The sequence below is a fragment of the Nonomuraea aurantiaca genome (assembly GCF_020215705.1).
Taxonomy (GTDB): domain Bacteria; phylum Actinomycetota; class Actinomycetes; order Streptosporangiales; family Streptosporangiaceae; genus Nonomuraea; species Nonomuraea aurantiaca.
On record NZ_JAIWNB010000003.1, the window covers coordinates 471,748 to 492,997 of the forward strand.

The 21,250-nt window shown below is 66.2% G+C and carries 24 protein-coding genes and 1 pseudogene; 20 read left to right on the forward strand and 5 right to left on the reverse strand.

The annotated features are described in order from the left end of the window. Positions 1-20 precede the first annotated feature (20 nt). The 4 genes from LDL49_RS11645 to LDL49_RS11660 all read left to right on the forward strand — a co-directional run bounded on the left by LDL49_RS11645 (position 21) and on the right by LDL49_RS11660 (position 3,976). On the forward strand, positions 21-1,361 hold the full coding sequence (locus LDL49_RS11645) for an MFS transporter (protein WP_225290986.1): 1,341 nt from the start codon (positions 21-23) through the stop codon (positions 1,359-1,361). Then, the gene (locus LDL49_RS11650; protein WP_225290987.1) at positions 1,358-2,134 is read left to right on the forward strand and encodes an SDR family NAD(P)-dependent oxidoreductase; all 777 of its coding nucleotides are present in this window, start codon (positions 1,358-1,360) and stop codon (positions 2,132-2,134) included. The genes LDL49_RS11645 and LDL49_RS11650 overlap by 4 nt, the downstream gene beginning before the upstream one ends. Before the next feature lie 12 nt (positions 2,135-2,146). Then, entirely contained in the window at positions 2,147-2,929 is a 783-nt protein-coding gene (locus LDL49_RS11655; protein WP_225290988.1) for an SDR family NAD(P)-dependent oxidoreductase, read from the forward strand. A gap of 234 nt (positions 2,930-3,163) precedes the next feature. Continuing rightward, a complete protein-coding gene (locus LDL49_RS11660; RefSeq protein ID WP_225290989.1) occupies positions 3,164-3,976 on the forward strand; it encodes a hypothetical protein in 813 nt (270 codons plus the stop codon). On the opposite strand, the gene LDL49_RS11665 is transcribed toward LDL49_RS11660, so the two are convergent. Beyond that, a complete protein-coding gene (locus tag LDL49_RS11665) occupies positions 3,954-5,159 on the reverse strand; it encodes an ROK family transcriptional regulator (protein WP_225290990.1) in 1,206 nt (401 codons plus the stop codon). The genes LDL49_RS11660 and LDL49_RS11665 overlap by 23 nt on opposite strands. Positions 5,160-5,267: 108 nt before the next feature. On the opposite strand from LDL49_RS11665, the gene LDL49_RS11670 reads away from it, so the two are divergent. Genes LDL49_RS11670 through LDL49_RS11680 form a run of 3 tightly spaced genes read left to right on the forward strand, consistent with a single transcriptional unit; the run spans position 5,268 to position 8,385 of the window. Then, a complete protein-coding gene (locus LDL49_RS11670; RefSeq protein ID WP_225290991.1) occupies positions 5,268-6,638 on the forward strand; it encodes an extracellular solute-binding protein in 1,371 nt (456 codons plus the stop codon). After that, positions 6,635-7,564, forward strand: a complete 930-nt coding sequence (locus tag LDL49_RS11675) for a carbohydrate ABC transporter permease (protein WP_225290992.1) — start codon at positions 6,635-6,637, stop codon at positions 7,562-7,564. The genes LDL49_RS11670 and LDL49_RS11675 overlap by 4 nt, the downstream gene beginning before the upstream one ends. After that, a complete protein-coding gene (locus tag LDL49_RS11680) occupies positions 7,564-8,385 on the forward strand; it encodes a carbohydrate ABC transporter permease (RefSeq protein WP_225290993.1) in 822 nt (273 codons plus the stop codon). Before LDL49_RS11675 ends, LDL49_RS11680 begins: the two co-directional genes overlap by 1 nt. On the opposite strand, the gene LDL49_RS11685 is transcribed toward LDL49_RS11680, so the two are convergent. Both LDL49_RS11685 and LDL49_RS11690 read right to left on the reverse strand, forming a co-directional pair. Then, positions 8,371-8,871, reverse strand: coding sequence for an NUDIX domain-containing protein (locus tag LDL49_RS11685; RefSeq protein WP_225290994.1), 501 nt, complete (start codon positions 8,869-8,871; stop codon positions 8,371-8,373). The two genes, LDL49_RS11680 and LDL49_RS11685, sit on opposite strands and share 15 nt — an antisense overlap. A 9-nt stretch (positions 8,872-8,880) precedes the next feature. Next, entirely contained in the window at positions 8,881-10,443 is a 1,563-nt protein-coding gene (locus tag LDL49_RS11690; RefSeq protein ID WP_225290995.1) for a serine/threonine-protein kinase, read from the reverse strand. 437 nt (positions 10,444-10,880) lie between these two features. Here LDL49_RS11690 and LDL49_RS59845 point away from each other — a divergent pair, with 437 nt between their 5' ends. Next, on the forward strand, positions 10,881-11,741 hold the full coding sequence (locus LDL49_RS59845) for an NsdA family TPR-like regulatory protein (RefSeq protein WP_504854009.1): 861 nt from the start codon (positions 10,881-10,883) through the stop codon (positions 11,739-11,741). 23 nt (positions 11,742-11,764) lie between these two features. Next, complete coding sequence (locus LDL49_RS11700) at positions 11,765-12,238, forward strand: TIGR00725 family protein (RefSeq protein WP_225290997.1); 474 nt, start codon at positions 11,765-11,767, stop codon at positions 12,236-12,238. 91 nt (positions 12,239-12,329) lie between these two features. Here the strand turns inward: LDL49_RS11700 and LDL49_RS11705 are convergent, their stop codons facing one another. Together LDL49_RS11705 and LDL49_RS11710 are read right to left on the reverse strand one after the other, a co-directional pair. Then, positions 12,330-12,677 (reverse strand): DoxX family protein, encoded by a 348-nt coding sequence (locus LDL49_RS11705; protein ID WP_225290998.1) that lies wholly within the window; start codon positions 12,675-12,677, stop codon positions 12,330-12,332. Positions 12,678-12,965: 288 nt separating this feature from the next. Further along, positions 12,966-13,697 (reverse strand): SDR family oxidoreductase, encoded by a 732-nt coding sequence (locus LDL49_RS11710; protein ID WP_225290999.1) that lies wholly within the window; start codon positions 13,695-13,697, stop codon positions 12,966-12,968. 114 nt (positions 13,698-13,811) lie between these two features. On the opposite strand from LDL49_RS11710, the gene LDL49_RS11715 reads away from it, so the two are divergent. The 11 genes and pseudogenes from LDL49_RS11715 to LDL49_RS11765 form a co-directional block, all read left to right on the forward strand. Further along, a complete protein-coding gene (locus tag LDL49_RS11715; RefSeq protein ID WP_225291000.1) occupies positions 13,812-14,651 on the forward strand; it encodes a LysR family transcriptional regulator in 840 nt (279 codons plus the stop codon). Between the two features lie 254 nt (positions 14,652-14,905). Further along, a pseudogene (locus tag LDL49_RS11720) lies at positions 14,906-15,153 on the forward strand (transposase family protein); the annotation flags it as partial. A 108-nt stretch (positions 15,154-15,261) separates the two neighbouring features. Next, a complete protein-coding gene (locus LDL49_RS11725; RefSeq protein ID WP_225291001.1) occupies positions 15,262-15,408 on the forward strand; it encodes a hypothetical protein in 147 nt (48 codons plus the stop codon). Positions 15,409-15,506: 98 nt separating this feature from the next. Beyond that, the gene (locus LDL49_RS11730) at positions 15,507-16,667 is read left to right on the forward strand and encodes a spermidine synthase (RefSeq protein ID WP_225291002.1); all 1,161 of its coding nucleotides are present in this window, start codon (positions 15,507-15,509) and stop codon (positions 16,665-16,667) included. A 17-nt stretch (positions 16,668-16,684) separates the two neighbouring features. Next, entirely contained in the window at positions 16,685-17,317 is a 633-nt protein-coding gene (locus tag LDL49_RS11735; protein ID WP_225291003.1) for a DUF6445 family protein, read from the forward strand. 35 nt (positions 17,318-17,352) lie between these two features. After that, positions 17,353-17,997, forward strand: a complete 645-nt coding sequence (locus tag LDL49_RS11740) for a DUF6445 family protein (RefSeq protein ID WP_225291004.1) — start codon at positions 17,353-17,355, stop codon at positions 17,995-17,997. Between the two features lie 79 nt (positions 17,998-18,076). Continuing rightward, complete coding sequence (locus LDL49_RS59130) at positions 18,077-18,208, forward strand: pentapeptide repeat-containing protein (protein WP_225291005.1); 132 nt, start codon at positions 18,077-18,079, stop codon at positions 18,206-18,208. 59 nt (positions 18,209-18,267) lie between these two features. Further along, on the forward strand, positions 18,268-19,332 hold the full coding sequence (locus LDL49_RS11750) for an MFS transporter (protein ID WP_225291006.1): 1,065 nt from the start codon (positions 18,268-18,270) through the stop codon (positions 19,330-19,332). 264 nt (positions 19,333-19,596) lie between these two features. Then, positions 19,597-20,226, forward strand: a complete 630-nt coding sequence (locus LDL49_RS11755; RefSeq protein ID WP_225291007.1) for a hypothetical protein — start codon at positions 19,597-19,599, stop codon at positions 20,224-20,226. Positions 20,227-20,364: 138 nt separating this feature from the next. Next, positions 20,365-20,583, forward strand: coding sequence for a hypothetical protein (locus LDL49_RS11760; RefSeq protein ID WP_225291008.1), 219 nt, complete (start codon positions 20,365-20,367; stop codon positions 20,581-20,583). A gap of 209 nt (positions 20,584-20,792) precedes the next feature. Further along, positions 20,793-21,250: TIGR00725 family protein (locus LDL49_RS11765; RefSeq protein WP_225291009.1), on the forward strand; the 458-nt coding region annotated here is incomplete at its 3' end.

Sequence of the window (21,250 nt, forward strand, 5' to 3'; positions counted from 1 at the left end):
TTCTCCGAAAGGGCACCTCCATGACAACCACCTCATCGGGCATCCCGGAATCGGGCGTCCCGGAAACCGGCACCCGGCCTTTCCCACGAGTCGGAGTGCGGCAGACGCGCAAGGCCACAGTGATCGCGCTGTTCGCCTGGATCTTCGCGGTCTACGACTACATCATGTTCGGGACGCTGCTGCCGGAGATCTCCGGCCAGTTCCAGTGGACCCCGGCGCAGGCGTCACTGATCTCCACGCTGATCTCGGTGGGGACTGCGATCGTCGTCCTCGGGGTGGGACCGCTGGTCGACCGGCTGGGCCGCCGTAAGGGCATGATCATCACCGTGTCGGGCACGGCGCTGGCCTCGGCGGTGTCGGCCGCCACGATGAACGCCGCCTACCTGGTCGGCGTGCGGTCCATCGGCGGACTCGGGCTCGCCGAGCAGTCGGTCAACGCGACGTACCTCAACGAGATCTACGCCGTCACCGAGGACGAGAAGATCAAGAAGCGCCGTGGCCTGATCTACAGCCTGGTCCAGGGCGGCTGGCCGCTCGGCACGCTGCTGGCGGCGGCGTTCATCGCACTGTTCCTGCCGCTGGTCGGCTGGCGGGGGTGCTTCCTGCTGGCGACGTTCCCGGCCATCGTGATCGCGCTCCTGCGGCGCGGTCTGCGCGAGACGCCGCAGTTCGAGCTGCAGCAGAAGATGGACCGGATGCGCAAGGAGGGTCGTACGGAAGAGGCGGCCGTCCTGGCCCGCGAGTACGGCGTGTCCGAGGGCAAGTCGGCGCCGTTCCTGGAGATCTTCCGCGGGTCCGCGCTGCGCAACACGCTCGTCCTCGGGTTCGCCTGGTTCGTCAACTGGTTCGGCATCCAGGTGTTCAGCGTGCTCGGCACGACGGTCCTCACCCAGGGCAAGAACGTCAGCTTCACCAACTCCCTGCTGATGTTCATCGTGATCAACGCGGTCGCCTACGTCGGCTACGTCTTCCACGGCTGGGCCGGGGACCGGTTCGGCCGGCGCAACGTCATCGCGTTCGGCTGGATGGCCTCCGGCGTCATCTTCGCGCTCATGCTGCTGGTCGCCAGCGGTACGTTCGCGGTGGTCGTGCTCTACTCGCTGGGCATGTTCTTCCTGGTGGGGCCGTACTCGGCGATGCTGTTCTTCATGGGCGAGTGCTACGACACCCGCTGCCGCGCCACGGGGACCTCGTTCATCAACGCGATCAGCCAGCCGGGCGCCATCGCCGCCGGCGCGATCATCACCGCGATGCTGGTCGCGGGCTCGGACTGGAACCAGGGCGCGCTGATGGTCGGCGCGCTGGGCACGTTCCTGTCCGGATTCGTGATGTTCGGCGCGCGGAAGGTGCCCGCGCTGTGACCGCTCCCGACATTGACGGACGGGTCGCCGTTATTACCGGTGCCGCCAGCGGGATCGGCCGCGCGCTGGCCGTCTCGTACGCCGCCTGCGGCGTCCGTACGGTCATCGGCACCTTCCCCGGCGACCCGCACGACCCCGCCGAGACCCTCCGTCAGGTGGAGCGGGCCGGTGGTGCCGGCGTGGTGCACGAGGTGGACGTACGGGACGCCGCGCAGGTCGAGGCGTTCGCCCAGCGCGCGGTCGAGGAGTGGGGCCGCCTCGACATCGCGGTGGCCAACGCCGGTGTGCTGCGCCGGGCCCCGCTCGCGGAGCTCACCGACGCGGCCTGGGACGACATGCTGCAGGTCGACCTGACCGGCGTCCTGCGCACCCTGCGCTCGGCGGCCGCCCGGATCTCCGGTCCCGGCGCGATGGTCGCCGTGTCCTCCATCGCGGGCGGCGTGTACGGCTGGGGCGAGCACGCCCACTACGCCGCCGCGAAGGCCGGGGTGCTCGGCCTGTGCCGGAGCCTCGCGGTGGAACTCGCTCCCCGGCAGATCCGCGTCAACTCGGTCATCCCCGGCCTCATCGAAACCCCGCAGTCGTCCGACCCGGTGAACTCGCTCGGCCCCGACGGCCTGGCCCGAGCCGGTCAGGACATCCCGTGGGGCCGGGTGGGCCGGCCGGCGGAGGTCGCCTCCGTCATCCGGTTCCTCACCTCGGCCGACGCCGGCTACATCACCGGCCAGAACATCGTCGTCGACGGCGGGCTCACCGTCCGCATGCCCGCCTGAGGAGGAACCCACATGCCCGCCCCCGAACCCGCGCCCACCTCGGCACGCCGGCCCGGCCCGGAACATCGACCCGCCCTGGAGCACCGGACCGCCCTGATCACCGGTGGTGCGAGCGGCATCGGCCGCGCGATCGCCGAGGCGTACCTCCGCGAGGGCGCCCAGGTCGTCCTGGCGGACCTGGACGCCGAGCGCGTGGCCACCGACATGGGGGCGGCCGGACACGTCGCCGTCGACGTCAGCGATCCCGGCTCCGTCGCCGGGGCCGTCGCCGGCGTGCTGGACCGGTTCGGTCAGATCGACGTCCTGGTCAACTCCGCCGGCATCCTCACCGAGGCGCCGCTGGTCGAGATGGACCCGAAGGTGTGGGCGGAGACGATCGCGGTCGACCTCACCGGGGTCTTCCTGTGCTGCCGGTATGTCGTTCCGCACATGGTCGAGCGGCGCTGGGGACGGGTGATCAACATCGCCTCCCAGCTCGGCATCAAGGGCGGCCGCTCGCTCAGCCACTACGCGGCGGCCAAGGCCGGGGTCATCGGGTTCACCAAGTCGCTCGCGCTCGAGGTCGCCGAGCACAACGTGCTGGTGAACGCGATCGCGCCCGGCCCCGTCGAGACCCCGATGGTGGCCGGGATCACCGACGAGTGGAAGGCCGCCAAGCGCGCGGAGCTGCCCCTGGGCCGGTTCGGCCGCCCGGAGGAGATCGCGCCCACGGCGGTCCTGCTCGCCGGCGACCCCGGCGGCAACCTCTACGTCGGCCAGACCCTCGGGCCCAACTCCGGCGACGTCATGCCGTGATCCGGGGGATCGCAGGCCAGCGCAGGGACCACAAAGGTGTTTTCGTCGCAGGACCGTCTCAATCTCACTGACGTCCGTGGTGGCCGGCGTCCCTCAGGCTTCGGGGGAAAGGAAGAACGGACACCCGGCGAACGTTCGTGGACACCGCACCTGAGGAGGGGGAAGAGATGGCTGATGTGCGGCGCGGACAGGCCGGGAGAGCCGACTGATGTGTGGGCCGGGTGGTGATGGCTGATGTGCGGTGCTTGCGGTGAGCGTGGTGACGCGGACTGGGCGCGGCCCTGGGTCGCCGGGCCGGGCGCCCGTGCGGCGGTGGCCCGCGCGGTGACCCGGGTGCGGCCGTCGCCCGGAGTGCGGGTCTCGCCTTCCGGCGGCGGCTGGCTCGTCGCCCGTCCCACCGGGGGCGCCATGGTCTGCGCCACGCTCGGCGAGTTGGTCGCGGCGGTAAGTTCCGCGTCGTCCGGTTCCGCCACCGGGCCGCCGGACCTGGGCCGCTCCTCCGGTGGCGAGCCGGCCGGTGCGGCCGGTTCCGCGTCGTTCGGCTTGATCACCTGGCTCGACCCGGCGCACGCCTCGGGGCGGTTGTCGGTCCCGGCGGCGGACGGCCGTACGGGGATCGTCCTGCGCGTAGACCCCCTCGCGCCGCCAAGCCCCGCCCTTGGTGCCGCGCCGGTCGACGCAGCCGTGCCAGACATCGCGGTTCCGGACGAGGCGGCGGCGCTCGCCGTACTCGCCGAACTGGCCACGCCGCCGTGGCTGCGACGCCTCTACCTGGAGCGCGTCGAGGGAGTGAGCGCGTCGTGGGGACGGCCGTTGGACGGCCCGTCCGTGCCGCCGCCCAGATCCGCGGCGCTCGCCGCCGATGCGGTCGTCAGGCTCGAATGGGCGCGGCAAGCGGGCCGGTTCGACGACACGGCCTTCGCTCTGAGCTGCCCTCTCGACGACGACGCGGCGCTGCTGGACGTGGAGATCCGCGCCGGTCACGTGGTCCGCGCCCGTACGCAACCGTACGGACGCCTGGAGGTCAGCGGTTCAGGAGCGTGCTGAGCCGAGGGGCGTAGGTGGCGTGGAAGACCAAAGACGCGGCGCCGATCGCGGCGGCGTCGGCGGCGATGGGGGAGGTCTCGACCTGGACCGTGTGGAGGCGGCGGGCCAGGGGCCGGGTGGCCACGGCCGCGGCGACCACCTGGCGGTAGACGTCCGCGACCTCGTGCATGGCCGGACCGCCCAGCACCAGCAGGTCGATGTCGAGCATGTTGACGATGCTCACGGCGGCGTCGGCGAGCCGGGCCGCGACCTGGCCGATGACCGCGCCGGCGAGGGGATCACCGGCCGCGGCCGCCGCGCAGATGGCCGCGTGGTGGAGCCCGTCCGCGGTCAGCGTGCTCTCGGCGCCCTCGGCCAGCCGCGCCCGTACGGTCGCCTCGATCGCGCTCGGGCAGCAGACCGCCTCCACGCAGCCGCGGTTGCCGCAGTAGCAGTCGGGCCCGTCCGGCGCCACCGTGATGTGGCCGAACTCGCCGGCGTTGAGGGAACGGCCGCGGTAGATCTGGTTGTCGAGGAACAGCCCGCCGCCGATGCCGGTCCCCAGGTACAGGTAGGCGAAGCTCGGCGCGGCCCGTGCCACCCCGGCCCAGCGCTCGCCGATCGCCGCCGCCGTGGCGTCGTTGTCCGAGGTCACCGGGAAGCCGGCGTGCTCCTCCAGCAGGCGTTTGATGGGCACGTGGTCCCATCCGGTCAGGCGCGGCGGGACGTTCATGATGCCCTCGGCGTCGAGCGGTCCTGGACAGGCCAGGCCGATGCCCAGCACCTTGCGGTCGGGCACGTCCGCTTCGCGCAGCACCCTGCGGGCGGTGCGGGCCATCTGGCGGATGACCGCGTCGGGCGCGAGGCCGGGGCGTACGGCGGTGTGCAGCTTGGCGACCGGCTGCCCGGCCAGGTCGGCCAGCACGTACGAGATCTCGCCGGGATCGAAGTGGATGCCGACGGCGTAGCCGGCGGTCGGGTCCACCCGCAGGATCGTGCGCGGTTTGCCGCCCCGGGACGGCAGCGACCCGTCCTCGATGACGAGACCTTCCTCCAGGAGCCGGCGCACGATGACGGAGACGGTCTGGGCGGTGAGCCCGGCGCGCCCGGCGATCTGGACGCGGCTGATGCCGTCCGAGACCTGGATCGCCTCCAGGACGACGGCCCGATTGAAATGGCCTACTTTCGGGAGATTTGTCCCCATCTGCATAAATGGCTCCCTGCACTTCTGGGCTTCCGTCGTTGACTTAATAAATCAAAAAGATTTACCGTCTCGTCAAGTCAGTTCTGTGGGCCGGTGAGAAGGAGTCCCATGAGACGAGCGATGGTGGCCTCGATCCTGACAGCCGCGTTAGCCGCCACGGCCGGCGCATGTGGTGCGGACACGCAGCAGAAGAACGCCAACGGGGCCAAGGAGATCGAGGTCCTCTACAAGGTGGAACCCTCCTGGCCGCACCTGGAGAAAATGCTCAAGCAGGCCAAGACGCAGTACGAAGCCGCGCACAAGGGCGTGACGATCAAGCTGACCGCGGTTCAGGGCAACAACGAGGTTTACTACACCAAGCTCGCCCTGCTGAACCGCTCGGCCGAGTCGGCCCCGGACGTGTACCTCCACGACACCTTCCAGGTCAACGCCGACGTCGCCGCCGGCAAGCTCGCCCCGCTCGACGACTACCTGAAGAGCTGGCCCGACTGGGCCACCCAGTACCCCGACTCGGTCAAGCAGGCCGCAAAGGGCCCCGATGGCAAGATCTACGGTGTGCCGATCAGCACCGACACCCGAGGGCTCTGGTACAGCAAGGACATCCTGACCAAGGCCGGCATCCCGGTGCCGTGGCAGCCCAAGACCTGGGCGGACGTGCTGACGGCGGCCCGCGCGATCAAGCAGAAGGTGCCCGGCGTCGTCCCCTTCAGCATGTACTCCACCAAGCCGCACGGCGAGGCCGCCACCATGCAGGGCTTCGAGATGCTGCTCTACGGCACCCCCGGCGGCACGCTCTACGACGACTCCCAGAAGAAGTGGGTCTCCTCCGGCAAGGCGTTCACCGACTCGCTCGCCTTCATCAACACGATCTACCGCGAGGACCTCGGCCCGAAGAAGGCCGACGCGTTCAACCCCAAGCTGGGGGAGAAGATCGGGCTCGACTGGTTCCCCAACGGCAAGCTCGGCATCGACCTCGACGGAGCCTGGATGTCGGGCAGCTGGAAGCCCACCAGCACCAAACCGTGGCCGCAGTGGGCCGAGAAGATGGGCTGGACCCCCATGCCGACCCAGAACGGCCAGGCGCCCGGCGCCGTCAGCATGTCGGGCGGCTGGGTCATGGCGATGAGCTCCTACGCCAAGGACAAGAAGGACGCGTGGGACTTCATCGCCACGGCGACCAACAAGGACAACACGCTGGTGTACTCCATCGGCACGGGTGACCTCGCCCCGCGCAAGGACGTGGCCGCCGACCCGAAGTACACCGCTGACAACCCGAGCGTGAAGTTCTGGTCCGATCTGGCCTCGGTCACGCACTACCGCCCGGCGTACGAGGTCTATCCGAAGGTCTCGGCCGAGGTGCAGAAGGTCATGGAGGCGATGACGACCGGCTCCAAAACCCCGGAGGCGGCGGCCAAGGAGTACGCCGACGCGCTGCCCGGCGTCGTCGGCGGCCCGGACAAGGTGATCCCCGGCTCATGACCGTCACGTCCGTGACGCCGCCACGGCTGGCCGGCTCCCCTGACAAGGGGGAGCCGCGCCGGCGGGCCCGGCGCACCCTGCGCTGGCTGCTACCGCTCGGGCCTGCCCTGATCATGTTCGTGATCTTCATGGTCGGGCCCATCCTGTGGAGCGTCTACATCGCCTTCACCAACGAGACGCTGACCGGCGCCGCGTCGGTGAACTCGCAGTTCGTCGGCGTGGCCAACTTCGTCAAGATGTTCAGCGACGAGGACTTCCGCAACTCCCTCCTGCTGACCTTCGTCTTCGTGATCGGCTCGGCCGTCATCGGCCAGAACACGCTCGGCCTGATCATCGCGCTGCTCCAGCGGGGCCGGGGAAGAGCGGTCAGGAGCGTGGTCAACGGCATCGTCATCGCGGCCTGGGTGGTGCCCGAGGTGGTCGCGGCGGCGTGCTGGTACTCCTTCCTGGCCGAGGAGGGCACGCTCAACGAGGCGCTCGCCGCCCTCGGTCTCTCCCAGGACTGGCTCTACAGCGCGCCCATGATCGCGATCATCCTGGCCAACGTGTGGCGCGGCACCGCGTTCTCCATGCTGGTCTACTCAGCCGCGCTGTCGGACGTACCGGGGGAGTTGCTGGAGGCGGCCGCGGTGGACGGGGCGAGCACCTGGCGGCGGCTGGTGCACATCACCCTGCCGCTGATCCGCCGCTCGATCCTGTCGAACCTCATGCTGATCACCCTGCAGACCCTGGCCAGCTTCGGCCTGATCTACGCCCTCACCGGCGGCGGTCCTGGCACGGACAGCCAGACCACCCCGCTCTACATGTACGAGCAGGCGTTCCGCTACTTCGAGATCGGCTACGGCAGCGCGATGGCCCTGGTGATGCTGGTCATCGGCGCCGCGTTCTCCCTCGTGTACCTGCGACTGATCAAGGTGGACACCTGATGACGCGCCTGGCCGCCCGTGGCGCGGCACTCGTCTCGCTCGCGGTGATCGCGCTGGCCTTCCTCGGGCCGTTCCTGTGGGTGCTCCTGGCCTCGCTGCAGCCCGACGCCAACCTGGCCGCGCAGCCGACCTTCCAGTTCTCGCTCAAGAACTTCAGCGCCGTGCTGACCTGGGAGACCATCTACCACCCGATCATCAACTCGATCCTCATCTCCGGCAGCACGGCGATCCTCACCGTGATCGTCGCCGGGCTCGCCGCCTACCCTCTGTCCCGCTACACGCTGCGCTTCAAGCGGCATTTCATGCTGACGCTGCTGTTCACGACCGGCCTGCCGGTCACGGCGATCATGGTGCCGGTGTACTCGATGTTCTTCCGGTTCAATCTGTACGGGTCGATCCCGGCCATGGTGCTGTTCCTGGCCGCCAGCTCGCTGCCGTTCTCCATCTGGATGATGAAGAACTTCATGGACGGCGTGCCGGTGAGCCTGGAGGAGTCCGCCTGGGTCGACGGGGCCGGGTGGGTGCAGTCGCTGCTCAGGATCGTCGGGCCGCTGATGGCGCCCGGGGTGGCCGTTGTGGCGATCTTCGTCTTCGTCGGGCAGTGGGGGAACTTCTTCGCCCCGTTCGTCCTCCTCGACACGCCGGAGAAGCAGCCGGCGGCGGTGACCATCTACACCTTCTTCTCCCAGTACGGGCAGGTCGCCTACGGGGAGCTGGCCGCCTTCTCGATCATCTACACGACCCCGGCGGTGGTCCTCTACGTCGCCGTGAACAAGTACCTGGCCGGTTCCTTCAGCTTCGCCGGATCAGTGAAGGGCTGAGCGGCGCTCCCAGTACGCGGAGACGACCCGGGTGTGCAGCGGGAATGCCAGCTCCTGCGGCTCGTCCAGCACCGACCACTCCATGGTCTCGGCCGTCGGCACCATCGGCGGCAAGGCGGCCGAGACGGTCGGCGGCGCCAGGCCGAAGACCAGCAGGGTGCCGTCAGGAGCGCTGTGCGCGTCGAACAGCCGCACGCGGTCCGCGTCGACCACGACGGAGGTCTCCTCGCGCAACTCCCTGGCGGCGGCCTGCTGCCAGCTCTCGCCGACGTCGATGAACCCGCCGGGCAGGGCGAGCTCACCCCGGTGCGGCTCGATACCGCGCCGGACCACCAGCAGGCCGTCGTCCACGGGCAGCAGTAGCACCGCGACGGGCAGTGGGTTGAGGTAGGCGGTGTTGCCACAGCCGGCGCAGGTGCGCGGCCAGGGCTGGTCCGGGGTGTACGCCGTGCCGCAGAAGGAGCAGTGCGAGTTCCTGATCGCCATGAGGTGAGACTAACGATGCCGGTTGACGGCGTTGACGACGAGCTTGGCCGTACGGTCGGCGGTGGTGAACCCCGGCTGCCGGCCCGTGTGGTAGATGATCACCCAGACGTTCGACAGGCGGAACGAGATCTGGGTCCGGTAGATCGTGTCCACGATGGATTCGCCCCGGGTGTAGCTGTACGCCTCGTCGCCGACGTCCGGGCCCTTGCGGACCTTGGTCCCCGGGTTGCGCTTCGGTTCCTCCTTCATCGTCTTGACCGTGTACTCCTGGGCGGTGTGCGCGGCCGAGGCATCCGCCAGGCGGTTCGCCGTGACGCTCACGAACGCGCCGTTGTCAGTCCTGGTCCACATGCAGGCGGAAGCGGTCTGGAACTGACGTTTCACCGTACCGCCGAGCAACGACCGCGCCTGGGCGTTGGTCAGCAGGCCGCACGCCTCGAAGTCGCGCCCGAACAGCGCCCGCGCGGCCCCCGTCGAGCGGGACGTCGGGGCCGGGGTGGAGGTGTCGCCGATCGTTTCGCTGAAGGTGGCGGTGAAGTTCGGCAGGACCCGCACCAGGACCACCACCCCTGTGGCCAGGGCCAGCACGACCGCCAGCCCGGCGCCCAGGAGGATGAGGGGCATGCGGCTGCGCCTGGGCACGGCGCCGGCCTGGGTCCGCTCGCGGTGCAGGGCCGGGTCGGTGCCGGCCGTCCTGGGCGAGGGTCCCGTCCTGGACGGGGGTCCAACGGGCGCCGGGCCCACCTCTGACCAGGCCCGCACGGCGCCCTGGGCGATGGCGTTCAGCCAGTCGGCCACCTGGCCGGGGGCGCAGCGCCGTACCGGATCCTTCTCCAGGATCGCGGCCAGGACGGGGGCGAGCGGTCCGGCCAGCCGGGCGGGGGCGGGTGGCTGCATGAGGACGGCCGCCATCACGGCGGCCTGGTTGGCGCGGGCGAACGGCGGGCCGCCCTCCACCGCCGTGAACAGCGTGGCGCCGAGCGACCACAGGTCGGCGAGCGGGCCGTCGGTCTCGCCGCGCAGGCGCTCGGGGGCGATGTAGCCGGGCGAGCCGGTGAGCAGGCCGGTCTGGGTGAGCGCGGCGTCCCCGGCGACGGTCGCGATCCCGAAGTCGGTCAGCAGCACCCGCCCGTCGTCGGTGAGCATGACGTTGGCCGGCTTGACGTCCCGGTGCAGTACGCCCGACGCGTGCGCGGCGCCCAGCGCGTCGAGCATCTGGAGACCGATCCAGGCCACCTGGCGCGGGGGCAGCGGGCCGTTGGTGCGTACGGTCTGGTCGAGGGAGCGTCCGCGGACCAGCTCCATGACGATCCACGGCCGGCCGTCGTCGAGGACGACGTCGTGCACGGTGACGATCGACGGGTGGGAGCGCAGCCGCGCCGCGGCCCGCGCCTCGCGTAACGTGCGTTCGGCCAGCTCGGTATGTGCCGCCTCGTCGAGGTCCGGAGGCAGCCGGACCTCCTTGACGGCCACCTCCTGCCGCAGCAGTTCGTCCACCGCCCGCCAGACGGTGCCCATGCCGCCCTGGCCGAGCGGGGACAGCAGCCGGTAGCGGCCCGCGAGCAGCGTCACCGGACCGCCGCGCTTCGCGCACGTCCTGACGTGTTCTCGGTCCCGGGGCCGCCCACTGCTTCCTCCGCTATCGGGGCCTATGCAGACAGAAGTGATATTAGGGGTCTGCGGTGTCGCGTGGGCACTTACTGTGGCATCGCGCCGATCGGTGCTCTCCCTCAAAAGGGCCTCCGCTTCGCTCCGGGCGTTCTTCCTCCCCGCCCGTTACCCGATTCGGTGGCTGGCCGTCTGATGCCCACCCGCCCACAACGGCCCTCCGCTTCGCTCCGGACGCTCTCCCAGGCGGGCTGACGCCCGCCCCTGAAGGGCCTCGCTGCGCTCGGACCGCCTTTCAAGAACGCTTCGCCTGGTCGGCTGGTTGGAGCGGACTGAGTACGGCGGCAGCTCATCGAAACCGGCACCAACTCAGCCTGTATCCGCGAGACCGACCCGCGGGGATGCCTCCTTGTTGCTGTAGCCCTTACTGCTCAGACGTTGGTCAGGCGGGGAGATCCCATCCTCTTGATCAGGAGCGGCGGCTCTACCGTGCTGCGGGTCAGCTATGTGGTCTTCTGGCGCATGCCAGTGCCGACCTCGGCCATCCTCATGAGGCCGAAACCCACGCCCGGACGGCGCTGGTATGCGCGGAACTCACAGACGACAACCCACTACGCGCCTACATCCGGTGGGTGCAATCAAACGTCGCCTATTGGCGTGGGGACTACCGGCGTGCTGCTGAGATAGCCCACGCCGGTCGTGATCACGCCACGTCCGGCACAGCGATGCTCAGGCTGACGAGCCACGAGGCCAGGGCTCTGGCCGCGGTTCGAGACCCCCACGAGTTCCCCGCTGCCATCGCCGCTTCCCGCGATGCGCGCGATCGACTGTCGACTGCTGACGAACCTGGAGTGTTCCATTTCAGTCGCGGCAAAGCCGCCTATTATGCGAGCGAGGCGTATTGCGCCATGGGGGAGGCCGACGACCTTCGTGAGGCGACGCGGCAAGCGCAACAGGCCATCCAGTTCCTGACGGCTGACCCATCTGCATCGGGGGCAGAGCTGCTTGCCGCCGCACGCATAGACCTGGCGGCGGCTCATCTCGCGTCAGGGGAAGTTGACGGGTTCGCTGATGAGCTGGATCCGGTGCTCAGCATCGCGCCGGAGCATCGTACAGTCCCGGTCATACAACGAGTCCGGCGCATCGGTGACGAACTTGCCCCACATGCACACGGCAGACTCGCTCTGGAGCTAAGAGAGCGCATCGATCTATTCACCGCCCATCGTGCCGTTCCTCCGAGCCGTCCAGCGCTCCCTGAGTGAGGTCACGGGGTAGGAGGCCTTTGATGGCTATCCAGGTATCGGTATGCGGGCCGCGTGACTGTACCGAAGATGACCGTCGCAATGCCCGCGAGTTGGGTCGCATGCTGGCCGAGCGTGGAGCGGTGGTGATATGCGGCGGATATACAGGTGTCATGGCGGCGGTTGCCGCTGGTGCGAACGCCGCAGGCGGGACGGTTGTGGGTATCCTCTCGCGCGCTGACCGGGAGCACATCAACCCGGACCTGACCATCGTCATTCCTACAGGGATCGGCGAGGCTCGTAACAACGTCATCGTCAACTCGGGTGATGCCGTGATCGTGGTCGGCGGCTCCTGGGGAACGCTTTCCGAATTGGCCCTTGCCATGAGGAGAGGGCGAAGCCCCGTGGTCCAGCTCGGGGGGTGGCGCATTCAAGATCGCCTTGGGCGACCGATTCCAGGCATCCTTCACGCCGATAGTCCTGAACATGCGATAGAGCTGACGGGTCTGTGGCGGTAGATCACGGCTGAATGTAGAGCCTGGTTCTGGGGTTCAAGGGGGTTGCGGGCTGAGGCGTCGCGGACGAACTGATCTCGGTTTGGGCCGGAACTTAGTAGTAGGCCACGTTCGCGGCCAGGGCGGCCGCCGCCAGCGTGAAGAACACGGACCAGGCGCCGAAGTGGTGGTCACGGGCCCGCAGATGTACGCAGAACGCGCCGAGGAAGTACAACACGAGGCCGGCGGCGGCGAGCAGGCCCAGCACCGGAACGGCGAACCCGGCCAGCAGTCCCAGCGAGCCCGCCGCCAGCATCACGCCCAGCGGGAGCATCCAGGAACGGGGCACGCGAAGCTGCTCCGCCTGCTTCTTGGGGTATTCATGGCCGATGAAGTTGGCGATGGCGGCCAGGCCGACGACGGCCGAGGTGAGGAGGGTGATCACGAGGTAGACGGCGAACACGATGCTCCCTTGTCCGTGCGAGTGATAGGCCGGTTGCGCACTACACGGACGGAATGAGCTGCCGGGAACGTGACATGCCCGGCGTGTGATGTGGGTCATGGCTCCGCCGGCCGACGCCAGGGATGGCGTCACATCGGTTGAGCACCAGGTGCATGAGGTGGTGAAGGTCGCCCACCTGTAGTGCCAACGAGCTGGTCAGACCGCTTCGACGTCACCAGATGTCCCACCGACTAGGTGACCTCGCCGGCTTCCTCGTTCGTCTCCGTGAACGGGCTTTCGGGGAGGCCGTTACCAGGGCACCACCCCGGCGTCCTCGAAGAACGCGCCGGTCGGGCCGCCGTCCGGCAGGGTGGCGAGCCGGATCGCGATCGCCGCGCCCTGCTCGGGCGTGCGCACGCCGCGAAAGCCGTTGAGGTCGGTCGCGACAAAGCCGGGGCAGGCGGCGTTGATCAGGATGGTGGTGTCCCGCAGTTGTTTGGCGTACTGGAGGGTGACGGCGTTGAGAAACGTCTTGGACGGCGCGTACGCGGCCGACAGCGGCCCGATCACGGCCAGGTCGGTGGACGTGGTCTGCCGGGTGAGGGAGCCGACGCTGCTGGACATGTTCACGATCCGCGCAGAGGCGGAGCGGCGCAGCAGCGGCAACATCGCATTGGTGACGCGGATGACGCCGATCACATTGGTCTCCACGGCCGCACGCACGGCCGACAGGTCGACCGTCGTGGGATCCTGCGGCATGCCGCCGGTCACCGCGGCATTGTTGACCAGCGCGTCGAGCCGCCCGGCGCGTTCTTCGACGAGCCGGGCCGCGGCGGCCACGCTCGCGTCGTCGGTGACGTCCAGCGGCACACCGAACGCGTCGACGCCCGCCGCGCGCAGCTTCTCCACGGCCGATTCCCGGCGACCCGCATCCCGGGCGCCCACCCCGACCCGCCAGCCGAGGCCGCCCAGACCGGCCGCGATCTCGTAACCGATTCCCTTGTTCGCGCCGGTGACCAGCGCGATCGACTGTTCGCTCATGCCTCGATCCTGGCGGTGCACCGGCTGCGGTTTCCAACACCGTCTGGGTGCCCGGCGATACCTCAGCGGTATCGATGCGGCGCGGGACGGGCCGCTCCGCCGTACGGTGAGGGCATGGAAACGCGGGAGCTGCGGTATTTCGTCGCGGTCGCCGAGGAGCTGCACTTCGGGCGGGCCGCGCAGCAGCTCGGCATCGCGCAGCCGCCCCTGTCGCGGGCCATCCGGCAGCTCGAACGCAGGCTCGGCGTCCTGCTGCTGACCCGCACCAGCCGCGCTGTCGCGCTGACCGAGGCCGGCTCAGTCCTGCTGCGCGAGGGCCGGGCGGCCCTCGACGCGGTCGAGGCCGCCGAGCGCCGCACCCAACGAGCCGCGACTGGCCGACCGGGCCTGGTCCTCGTCACCAAGGCCGGAGCCGTCGGCGAACTGCTGGCCAAACTGCTCGACGCCTACGCCGCCGAGCCGGATTCCGTCGCCGTCGAAGTCATCCTGTGCGGGATCGCCGAGCAGGAGCGGCTGCTGCGCGACGGCCGGGCGGATGTGGCGCTGCTGCATCTGCCGTTCGACTCGACGACCGTATTCGACACCGAAGAACTGCACGCGGAGGGACAGGTCGCCGTGCTGCCCGCCGGGCACCCCTTCACCAACCGGACCGAACTGCGGATGGCCGACGTCACCGACCTGCCCGGACTGCCGCAGCCGCGCTGGCCCCGTCAGGACGGCACCTACGACGATGGGCCCGGCCCGCAGGTCCGCGACCTCGCGCAGTTGTGCCAGCTGATCGCATTGGGCCGCGCCTCGGCGATCATGCCCGAGTCGTGCCGCACCCAGCTACGCCATGACCTGGCCGTGGTGCCGGTGCCGGACGCGCCGACGGTGACGACCGTGATCGCCTGGCCGCCGCACAGCCGGTCCCTGGCACTCGCCTCACTGATCCGCACCGCGACCAGCCTCTGAACCTTGCCTGGTGCTGACAGCGCCTGTCTGTCGGCGAGTCGTCGGCCCACAATGGCGGCCATGGATCTACATGAGTTCGGTGAGTTCCTGAGATCGCGACGAGACCGATCGCCTTGCATTCGGGTTCTTCTCATTCGGTGCTACTCGGGGCGGGGCTAGCGTCAAGTGGAGCGCATCCCATCAAAGGTACGTTCGATTGATCGGACGGTGGCGAGCGAAATACCAGGAATTCGTCTCGTGCGAACGCTTCGGCCCTGATCGCCACACCAGACGGGACGATCGTGTGGACCTCGGGAGCGCTGCCGGGCAAGACACATGACCTGCCTGCCGCCCGCATCTGGGGCATCCTGCGCGCGTTGGAGAAGGCGGGGATCATCACCCTGGCGGACAAGGCATATCAAGGAGTCGAGGGCCCACTCGTCACACCGTACAAGGGCAAGAACAAGCCCGAGTCTCAAAGCAGGCCAACCGCCCCCACGCCCGCCTTCGCGGACCGGGCGAATTTCGCTATCCCGAATGCGCAGCGGACCAGACGTGATGTGGATATTGCCGGCAGTTGTGTGCGGCTAGGCTCAACGTCAGATGTAAAGACACACAGGAGGTGGTGTCCATGTCCGCCAAGAACGCTGGTCTCGACGGGTTCGACTATGAGACCTATGCGAGGACTTCGGAGAACAACATGCCGCGCAGCGCGTCATTCAGTCCGCTGACCGAGGCTGAGCAGCATGAAGTTGAGCGAGTTCTGAAGCTCAGCTAAACCCCAACTGCTGTACATACGGCAAAACACCCAGGCGTTGTCCGGGTGCAAACCCGGGCAACGCCTTCTCGGTGCATTATCTAGGTGGGTTACATAGGATGCCGAGCGACCTGTATGCGAGATCAAACATACTGGTGCATACGCAATTCACGACACTCGATGGCAATCGCGTATTTGTAGGCAGTCAGCCGGACGACTTTGCCCTCGCGGGCCTCCTTGCGCCGGGATCCCGAATATGCATGCTCGGGACCGGTCTGGGCGGCGCAATTCGACCGATCCTTGCTCTGACACCAGATGCCAGCCTCGTCTGCGTTGACGCAGACGAACAGATGCATGAGATGGCTGAGTTGATATATGCCCGCCATTTCCCAGAGCTCGCGGTTGAGATGCTCATGGGCGACGCGTGGCAGTTCGTACGCAGCAATGAGGGTGCGTTCGATGCCGTCTGCGTAGACCTCTATGGTGCCGGCGGACATGCTGACTTTGTATTTGATATCGATTTCTGGCGAGATATTTCGAAAGCCACAACCCCTGACGGCGTGGTGCTCGTAAATGCTTGGGGCTTGCCATCGCACCTCGGGCCGCTCAGCGGCGACTCGCCACAGCATGAAATCGCAACCTTGCTGCGCCTCGTCTGGGAGGATGTGCGCTATATCCCTAACCGGAGAAATCTGACATTCATCGCGGGATTCCAAGATGAATGTAGATCGGTTCTGGAGTTGCCTGAAGATCTCTCCGGGATCGATAAGGCGATTGCGTGTCTCCTGCCACTGCGCTTCCGCTACGCGTCCACCATTGAAGAAATGCCGGATTATGATCTTCGTGCTGCGCGCCATACCAGCCTCGCCTTGGACGAGGAAATGAGGGCGCGCTGGCCTAACCTGCTAAAAGTGCTTGCGCGCGCCTGCGAGGCCGAAGGACTTGACCCGGATCTCGCAATGTCAGGCGGACTTCTGGGCGCTGAGAGCGCTGCAGCCAGAGTTACCCTGCGCCTGCTGAACGAAGGTCGTGTCGAAGCCGATTACATTCCGGTACTGGCTGCGGCGCAAGCATTCCGTGGCCTCAGCGAAGGTGATTGGTTCGGGCCGTGGGTGATCGATGCCCAGCAAACCGTCGGAGCACGACACCCTGCGTGGTATGTAAATGTCGCGCTCTGGCAGGCGCTTGCGATGGCAGCCTTTCCGTTGGCCCCTCGTGCACAATGGGTTGAGCAACTAGCGGATATGGCAATTGAGATCTCTCGCACCCAGAAAGGATGAGTCTCGGCATGCAAACTATGGTCATCGTGGTCGACGACTTCTATGCGGACCCGGATGCCGTCCGTAAGATGGCGCTTGGCATGGAGTACAACAGTGTAGGCAAACTGAATTATCCTGGCTGGGAAGGCGAGAAGGCACTTCTGCCTGGTGGGATCGCTGAGCGGTTCAGCACACTCATCGGCAGGCGAGTGGAATTCGACGAAAAGCGCTACCTTCTCGGCGGCTTTCGGCTGATCTCCCAGGAGACTGGAGCCTTGACCAAGGTCCACGCAGATGTCTCCGTGGACTGGGCTGCCATGGTCTATCTCACCCCGAGCGCTCCGATCGGGGCGGGAACCGGGTTCTTTCGCCACCGAGAATATGGTGTGGATCGTCCGCCTTCGGACCGTGAGGCCCACGCACTCGGCTTTGCCGACGCAAATACCTTTGAGAACGAGATCGTAAAGCGCGACATGGCCGACCTCGATAAGTGGGAACTTATCACAAAGATCGCCCCAGTCTATAACCGCCTACTGCTCTTCAGAGGCTCACAGCTTTATCACGCTCCACTCGGCGGGTTTGGAGAGCGGCCGGACAATGCTCGGCTTACCCAAAACTTCTTCTTCGACGAGGCGACTGAGGCGCCGTCAGCCGGCCGGAAGATCGCATGAGTACCAGTTCGACTCCCGTATATGTAGCAACGTCCGTGGACGTACCGGAAGAGTTGCGTGACGATCTCATCGTTGTTGACGATTTCTACGCCGACCCTGAAGACGTGCGAGAGATGGCACTTGCGGTCGACTACATCGACTACGGAGAGGAAGCCAACTTTCCCGGTGTTGAGAGCCTGAAGGCCTACCATTCCGCAGCTCACGGTCGCCGTTTCGCGAGCATTATTGGCTCGCAGATTCGTTTTGACGCAACCCAATGGGTATACGGTAAGTTTCGCATTTCAACTCGACATGATACTGCCCCCACAGTGGTGCATATCGATCCGGTCGACTGGTCGGCGGTAATCTATTTGACGCCTGATGCGCACGAGAGAGGGCAGCTAGGCATCTTCCGAAGCACTCGGTACGACAGCGTCACAGTTCCTGATGCCAGCGAGCTAAGGCGACTTGGGTTTTCTGACGCCGTGGACTTCGACGCACGGTATGTATCACAACACACCTTGGATTCCGAAGCATGGGAGCCGGTTGTCGCAATTCCGGCCCTGTACAACCGATGCGTGCTCTTGCGCGGTTCCAGGTACTTCCACGGCATTATGAACCTTTATGGATCAAACAAGCAAAGTGGTCGGCTTACGCAAAATTTCTTTTTCTGGGAGGACGCCAACAGCGCAATGAGATAGAGGACATACCTCAACGGACTTGTTTGCGATAACAGCTAAGGCGGTTGGTTGGTCCGGAAGTATCACTGATCTCTTTGGGGTGCCGCTGTCTGGAGGCCTGCTTGCTGAGGAGGGCCGGGAACGAGCCGACCTTGCTGGGGCTGACTTACATGGCGCGGACCTTCGTGGGGTGCTGACCTATCGCATGCAAATCTCTCCGGCGCGCGTCTAGGCGAACGTGACCTCCGGCGGGCTGGCCATAGGGGATCGACTGAAGCTGTGTGACGATGCATGTCCATGCGCTGGTGCAATTCTGAATCCGAAGGGCTGTCAGACGTGATCGACCGTTCAAAAGTGGCGCTGGGTGCGAACTTCTGGCGTTTCTGGGCGGCATCGCTGGCATCCAATCTGAGTGACGGCCTGGCGATGATCGCCCTCCCATGGTTGGCTGCCACGGTCACGGACGAACCGCTCCTTGTGGGTCTGGTTGCGGCCTGCGGACGGCTTCCTTGGCTCTTGTTGGCAATGCCGGCGGGAGTTCTGGTGGACCGTGTGTCCAAGCTAGGTCTTATGACGCTTGCCAACACTGTTCGATGTGTTCTGTGGGCGTCGCTTTGCCTGATCATTCTCGCTGAACAAGCCTCCGTGCCACTGCTGGCCGGCTTCGCATTTCTGGCCACGACGATGGAAGTCGTATACGACATCGCCACCGAGACCACGACCAATGCATTGGTGTCCGGTAACGATCTTGAACGAGCTAATGGTCACCTTCGGACCGCGGCTCTCGTTGCCCAAGAAATTGCGGGTCGGCCGCTCGGCGGCTTATTGCTGCGCGTAGGAACGTTCCTGCCTTTTGTATTCAACGCGATTGCAATGATCCTCTCAGTGGCTGCGCTTTTGATGTTGAGGAAGCACCAAATGGAAGGCGCCGCAGACAGCACCACCCACGGGCCGGAGGCGAGTGCCCGCGAGTCCCTGCGTCTCGGCCTGTCAACTGTATGGCGGCACCCGCTTCTCCGTCTCATGCTCCTGATGTCCCTGATTATCAATGGCTCATTTTCGCTTGCACTGTCTACGCAGGTGTTGTTCATGCAAGACACTCTAGGTCTGGGCTCGGTTGGCTTTGGGGTGATTATGGCCATTTCAGCGCTAGGAGGGGTTGTTGGCGGACAAATGGCTGCGTACCTGAAAGCGAAGCTACCCAATGGTCAGCTGCCGCCAGTTTGTCTCTTCGCCATGGGCGCGTCATACTTGCTCCTTGGTTTGTTCCCTACGGTGGCAGTAACCGCCGCGGTGTATTGTTTCGTGAGTGCCATAATCGTGACCTACTCGGTATCCCTCTATGCAATCCGGTAGCGAGTCACCGCCGCTGACGTCTTGGGACGCGTCAATTCGGTCATGCGGACGGCGGCATGGGGTGTGACTGCCGTGGGAATGTTTGCCGGAGGCCTTCTGGTTGGTGCCCTTACGCCCTGGATCGGCGCTGCTGATGCACTGGCGGTCCCTTACGTTGTCATTGGTGCATCCTGTCTCGCGACGGCGGCTGCCATAACCCAACGATTCGCTGTCCTGGTGCGGGATTTCGATCCCGTAGGACGTGTTCAGAGTGGAGAGTGAAGCATGAGCAAAATTCTGCAGGTGGTGGACGATTTCTATGCCGACCCCTGGATGGTAAGGGAAACCGGGCTGCGCGAAGAGTCATGGCTACCTCCATTTAATGACGGCGGCCATAAGTTCAGTACGGAGACACAGAGACTCTTCTATACGCCTGAATTGGTCGATTTACTTGAAGGCTTGGTAGGTTCAAAAATCAAGGTCGATCCGAAACGGGTCTCTTTTGGAGTGTTCGCATACTATGGCGAAGATTCGGACGTCCGGTTCTCGACGCACTTCGATGACACTGACTGGTCGGCCATCGTCTACCTCGTGCCACCGGAGTCTTGCTCTGGCGGCGTAAGTCTCTACCAGCACGTACCGACTGGGTTGTTCGGTCCCCCTGCAAATGACGAGGAAGCGGCAGAACTGGGCTTCGAATCGCGCAGGCAATTCCTGGATGACGTCTACTTCCCAGACAAGAGGCGACCAGACCAGTGGCGCGAGATTGATCACATTGGAATGGCGTTCAATCGGATGGTGCTCCTGAATGGCTCGGCGCGCTTCCACCGTGCGACTTCAGGCTTCGGTAAAGACCGCGCGACGGTGCGTCTCACGCAGCGCTTCTTCTTTGATGAGGCTGGAGATCCAAGGTGACATTCTTGCCTCCAAGATTCTTGAATGAGGTGGAGGCCTTGCCGGTCCACCTCGCGCGGTGGGAATCCCAGCAGGGTGTGGCTCCCGTGCGGGGAAGCGTTAAACCGCCGGTCCAGTGACGAAGGGTCTCGACTGTCGATGGCCTGTGACAGTGCACGAGGCGAACGACGTGCTCAGGGCCAGGCCGACTTCGGCGCGTTCGGCACGGTCACCACATTCTCCTGGCTCAGCCCGGACGTTCGGGGGCGGCGGCTGACCCGGGAGCAGCGGATCAAGCGGCGGCGCGACGACATCGAACTCGTCGCCGTCGGCGACTGCCTGCAAGTCCTCGGGATCGGCCTATCACCAGCCGACTGACCAACAAACCTTCCATGGGGATGTGACTCCTCCCGTCGGAAGCGCTGATTCGCAAGCTCGCTGATGGGGGGCTGTGGCTGGGGTGACGTCCTTCTACCGTGGGGTGGAGGAGGCGGTGGCGACGGCTTCGTTGGTCGCGGAGTTGATCGTGCCGTTCCTCCGAGCCGTCCAGCGCTCCCTGAGTGAGGTCACGGGGTAGGAGGCCTTTGATGGCTATCCAGGTATCGGTATGCGGGCCGCGTGACTGTACTGAAGATGACCGTCGCAATGCCCGCGAGTTGGGTCGCATGCTGGCCGAGCGTGGAGCGGTGGTGATATGCGGCGGATATACAGGTGTCATGGCGGCGGTTGCCGCTGGTGCGAACGCCGCAGGCGGGACGGTTGTGGGTATCCTCTCGCGCGCTGACCGGGAGCACATCAACCCGGACCTGACCATCGTCATTCCTACAGGGATCGGCGAGGCTCGTAACAACGTCATCGTCAACTCGGGTGATGCCGTGATCGTGGTCGGCGGCTCCTGGGGAACGCTTTCCGAATTGGCCCTTGCCATGAGGAGAGGGCGAAGCCCCGTGGTCCAGCTCGGGGGGTGGCGCATTCAAGATCGCCTTGGGCGACCGATTCCAGGCATCCTTCACGCCGATAGTCCTGAACATGCGATAGAGCTGAC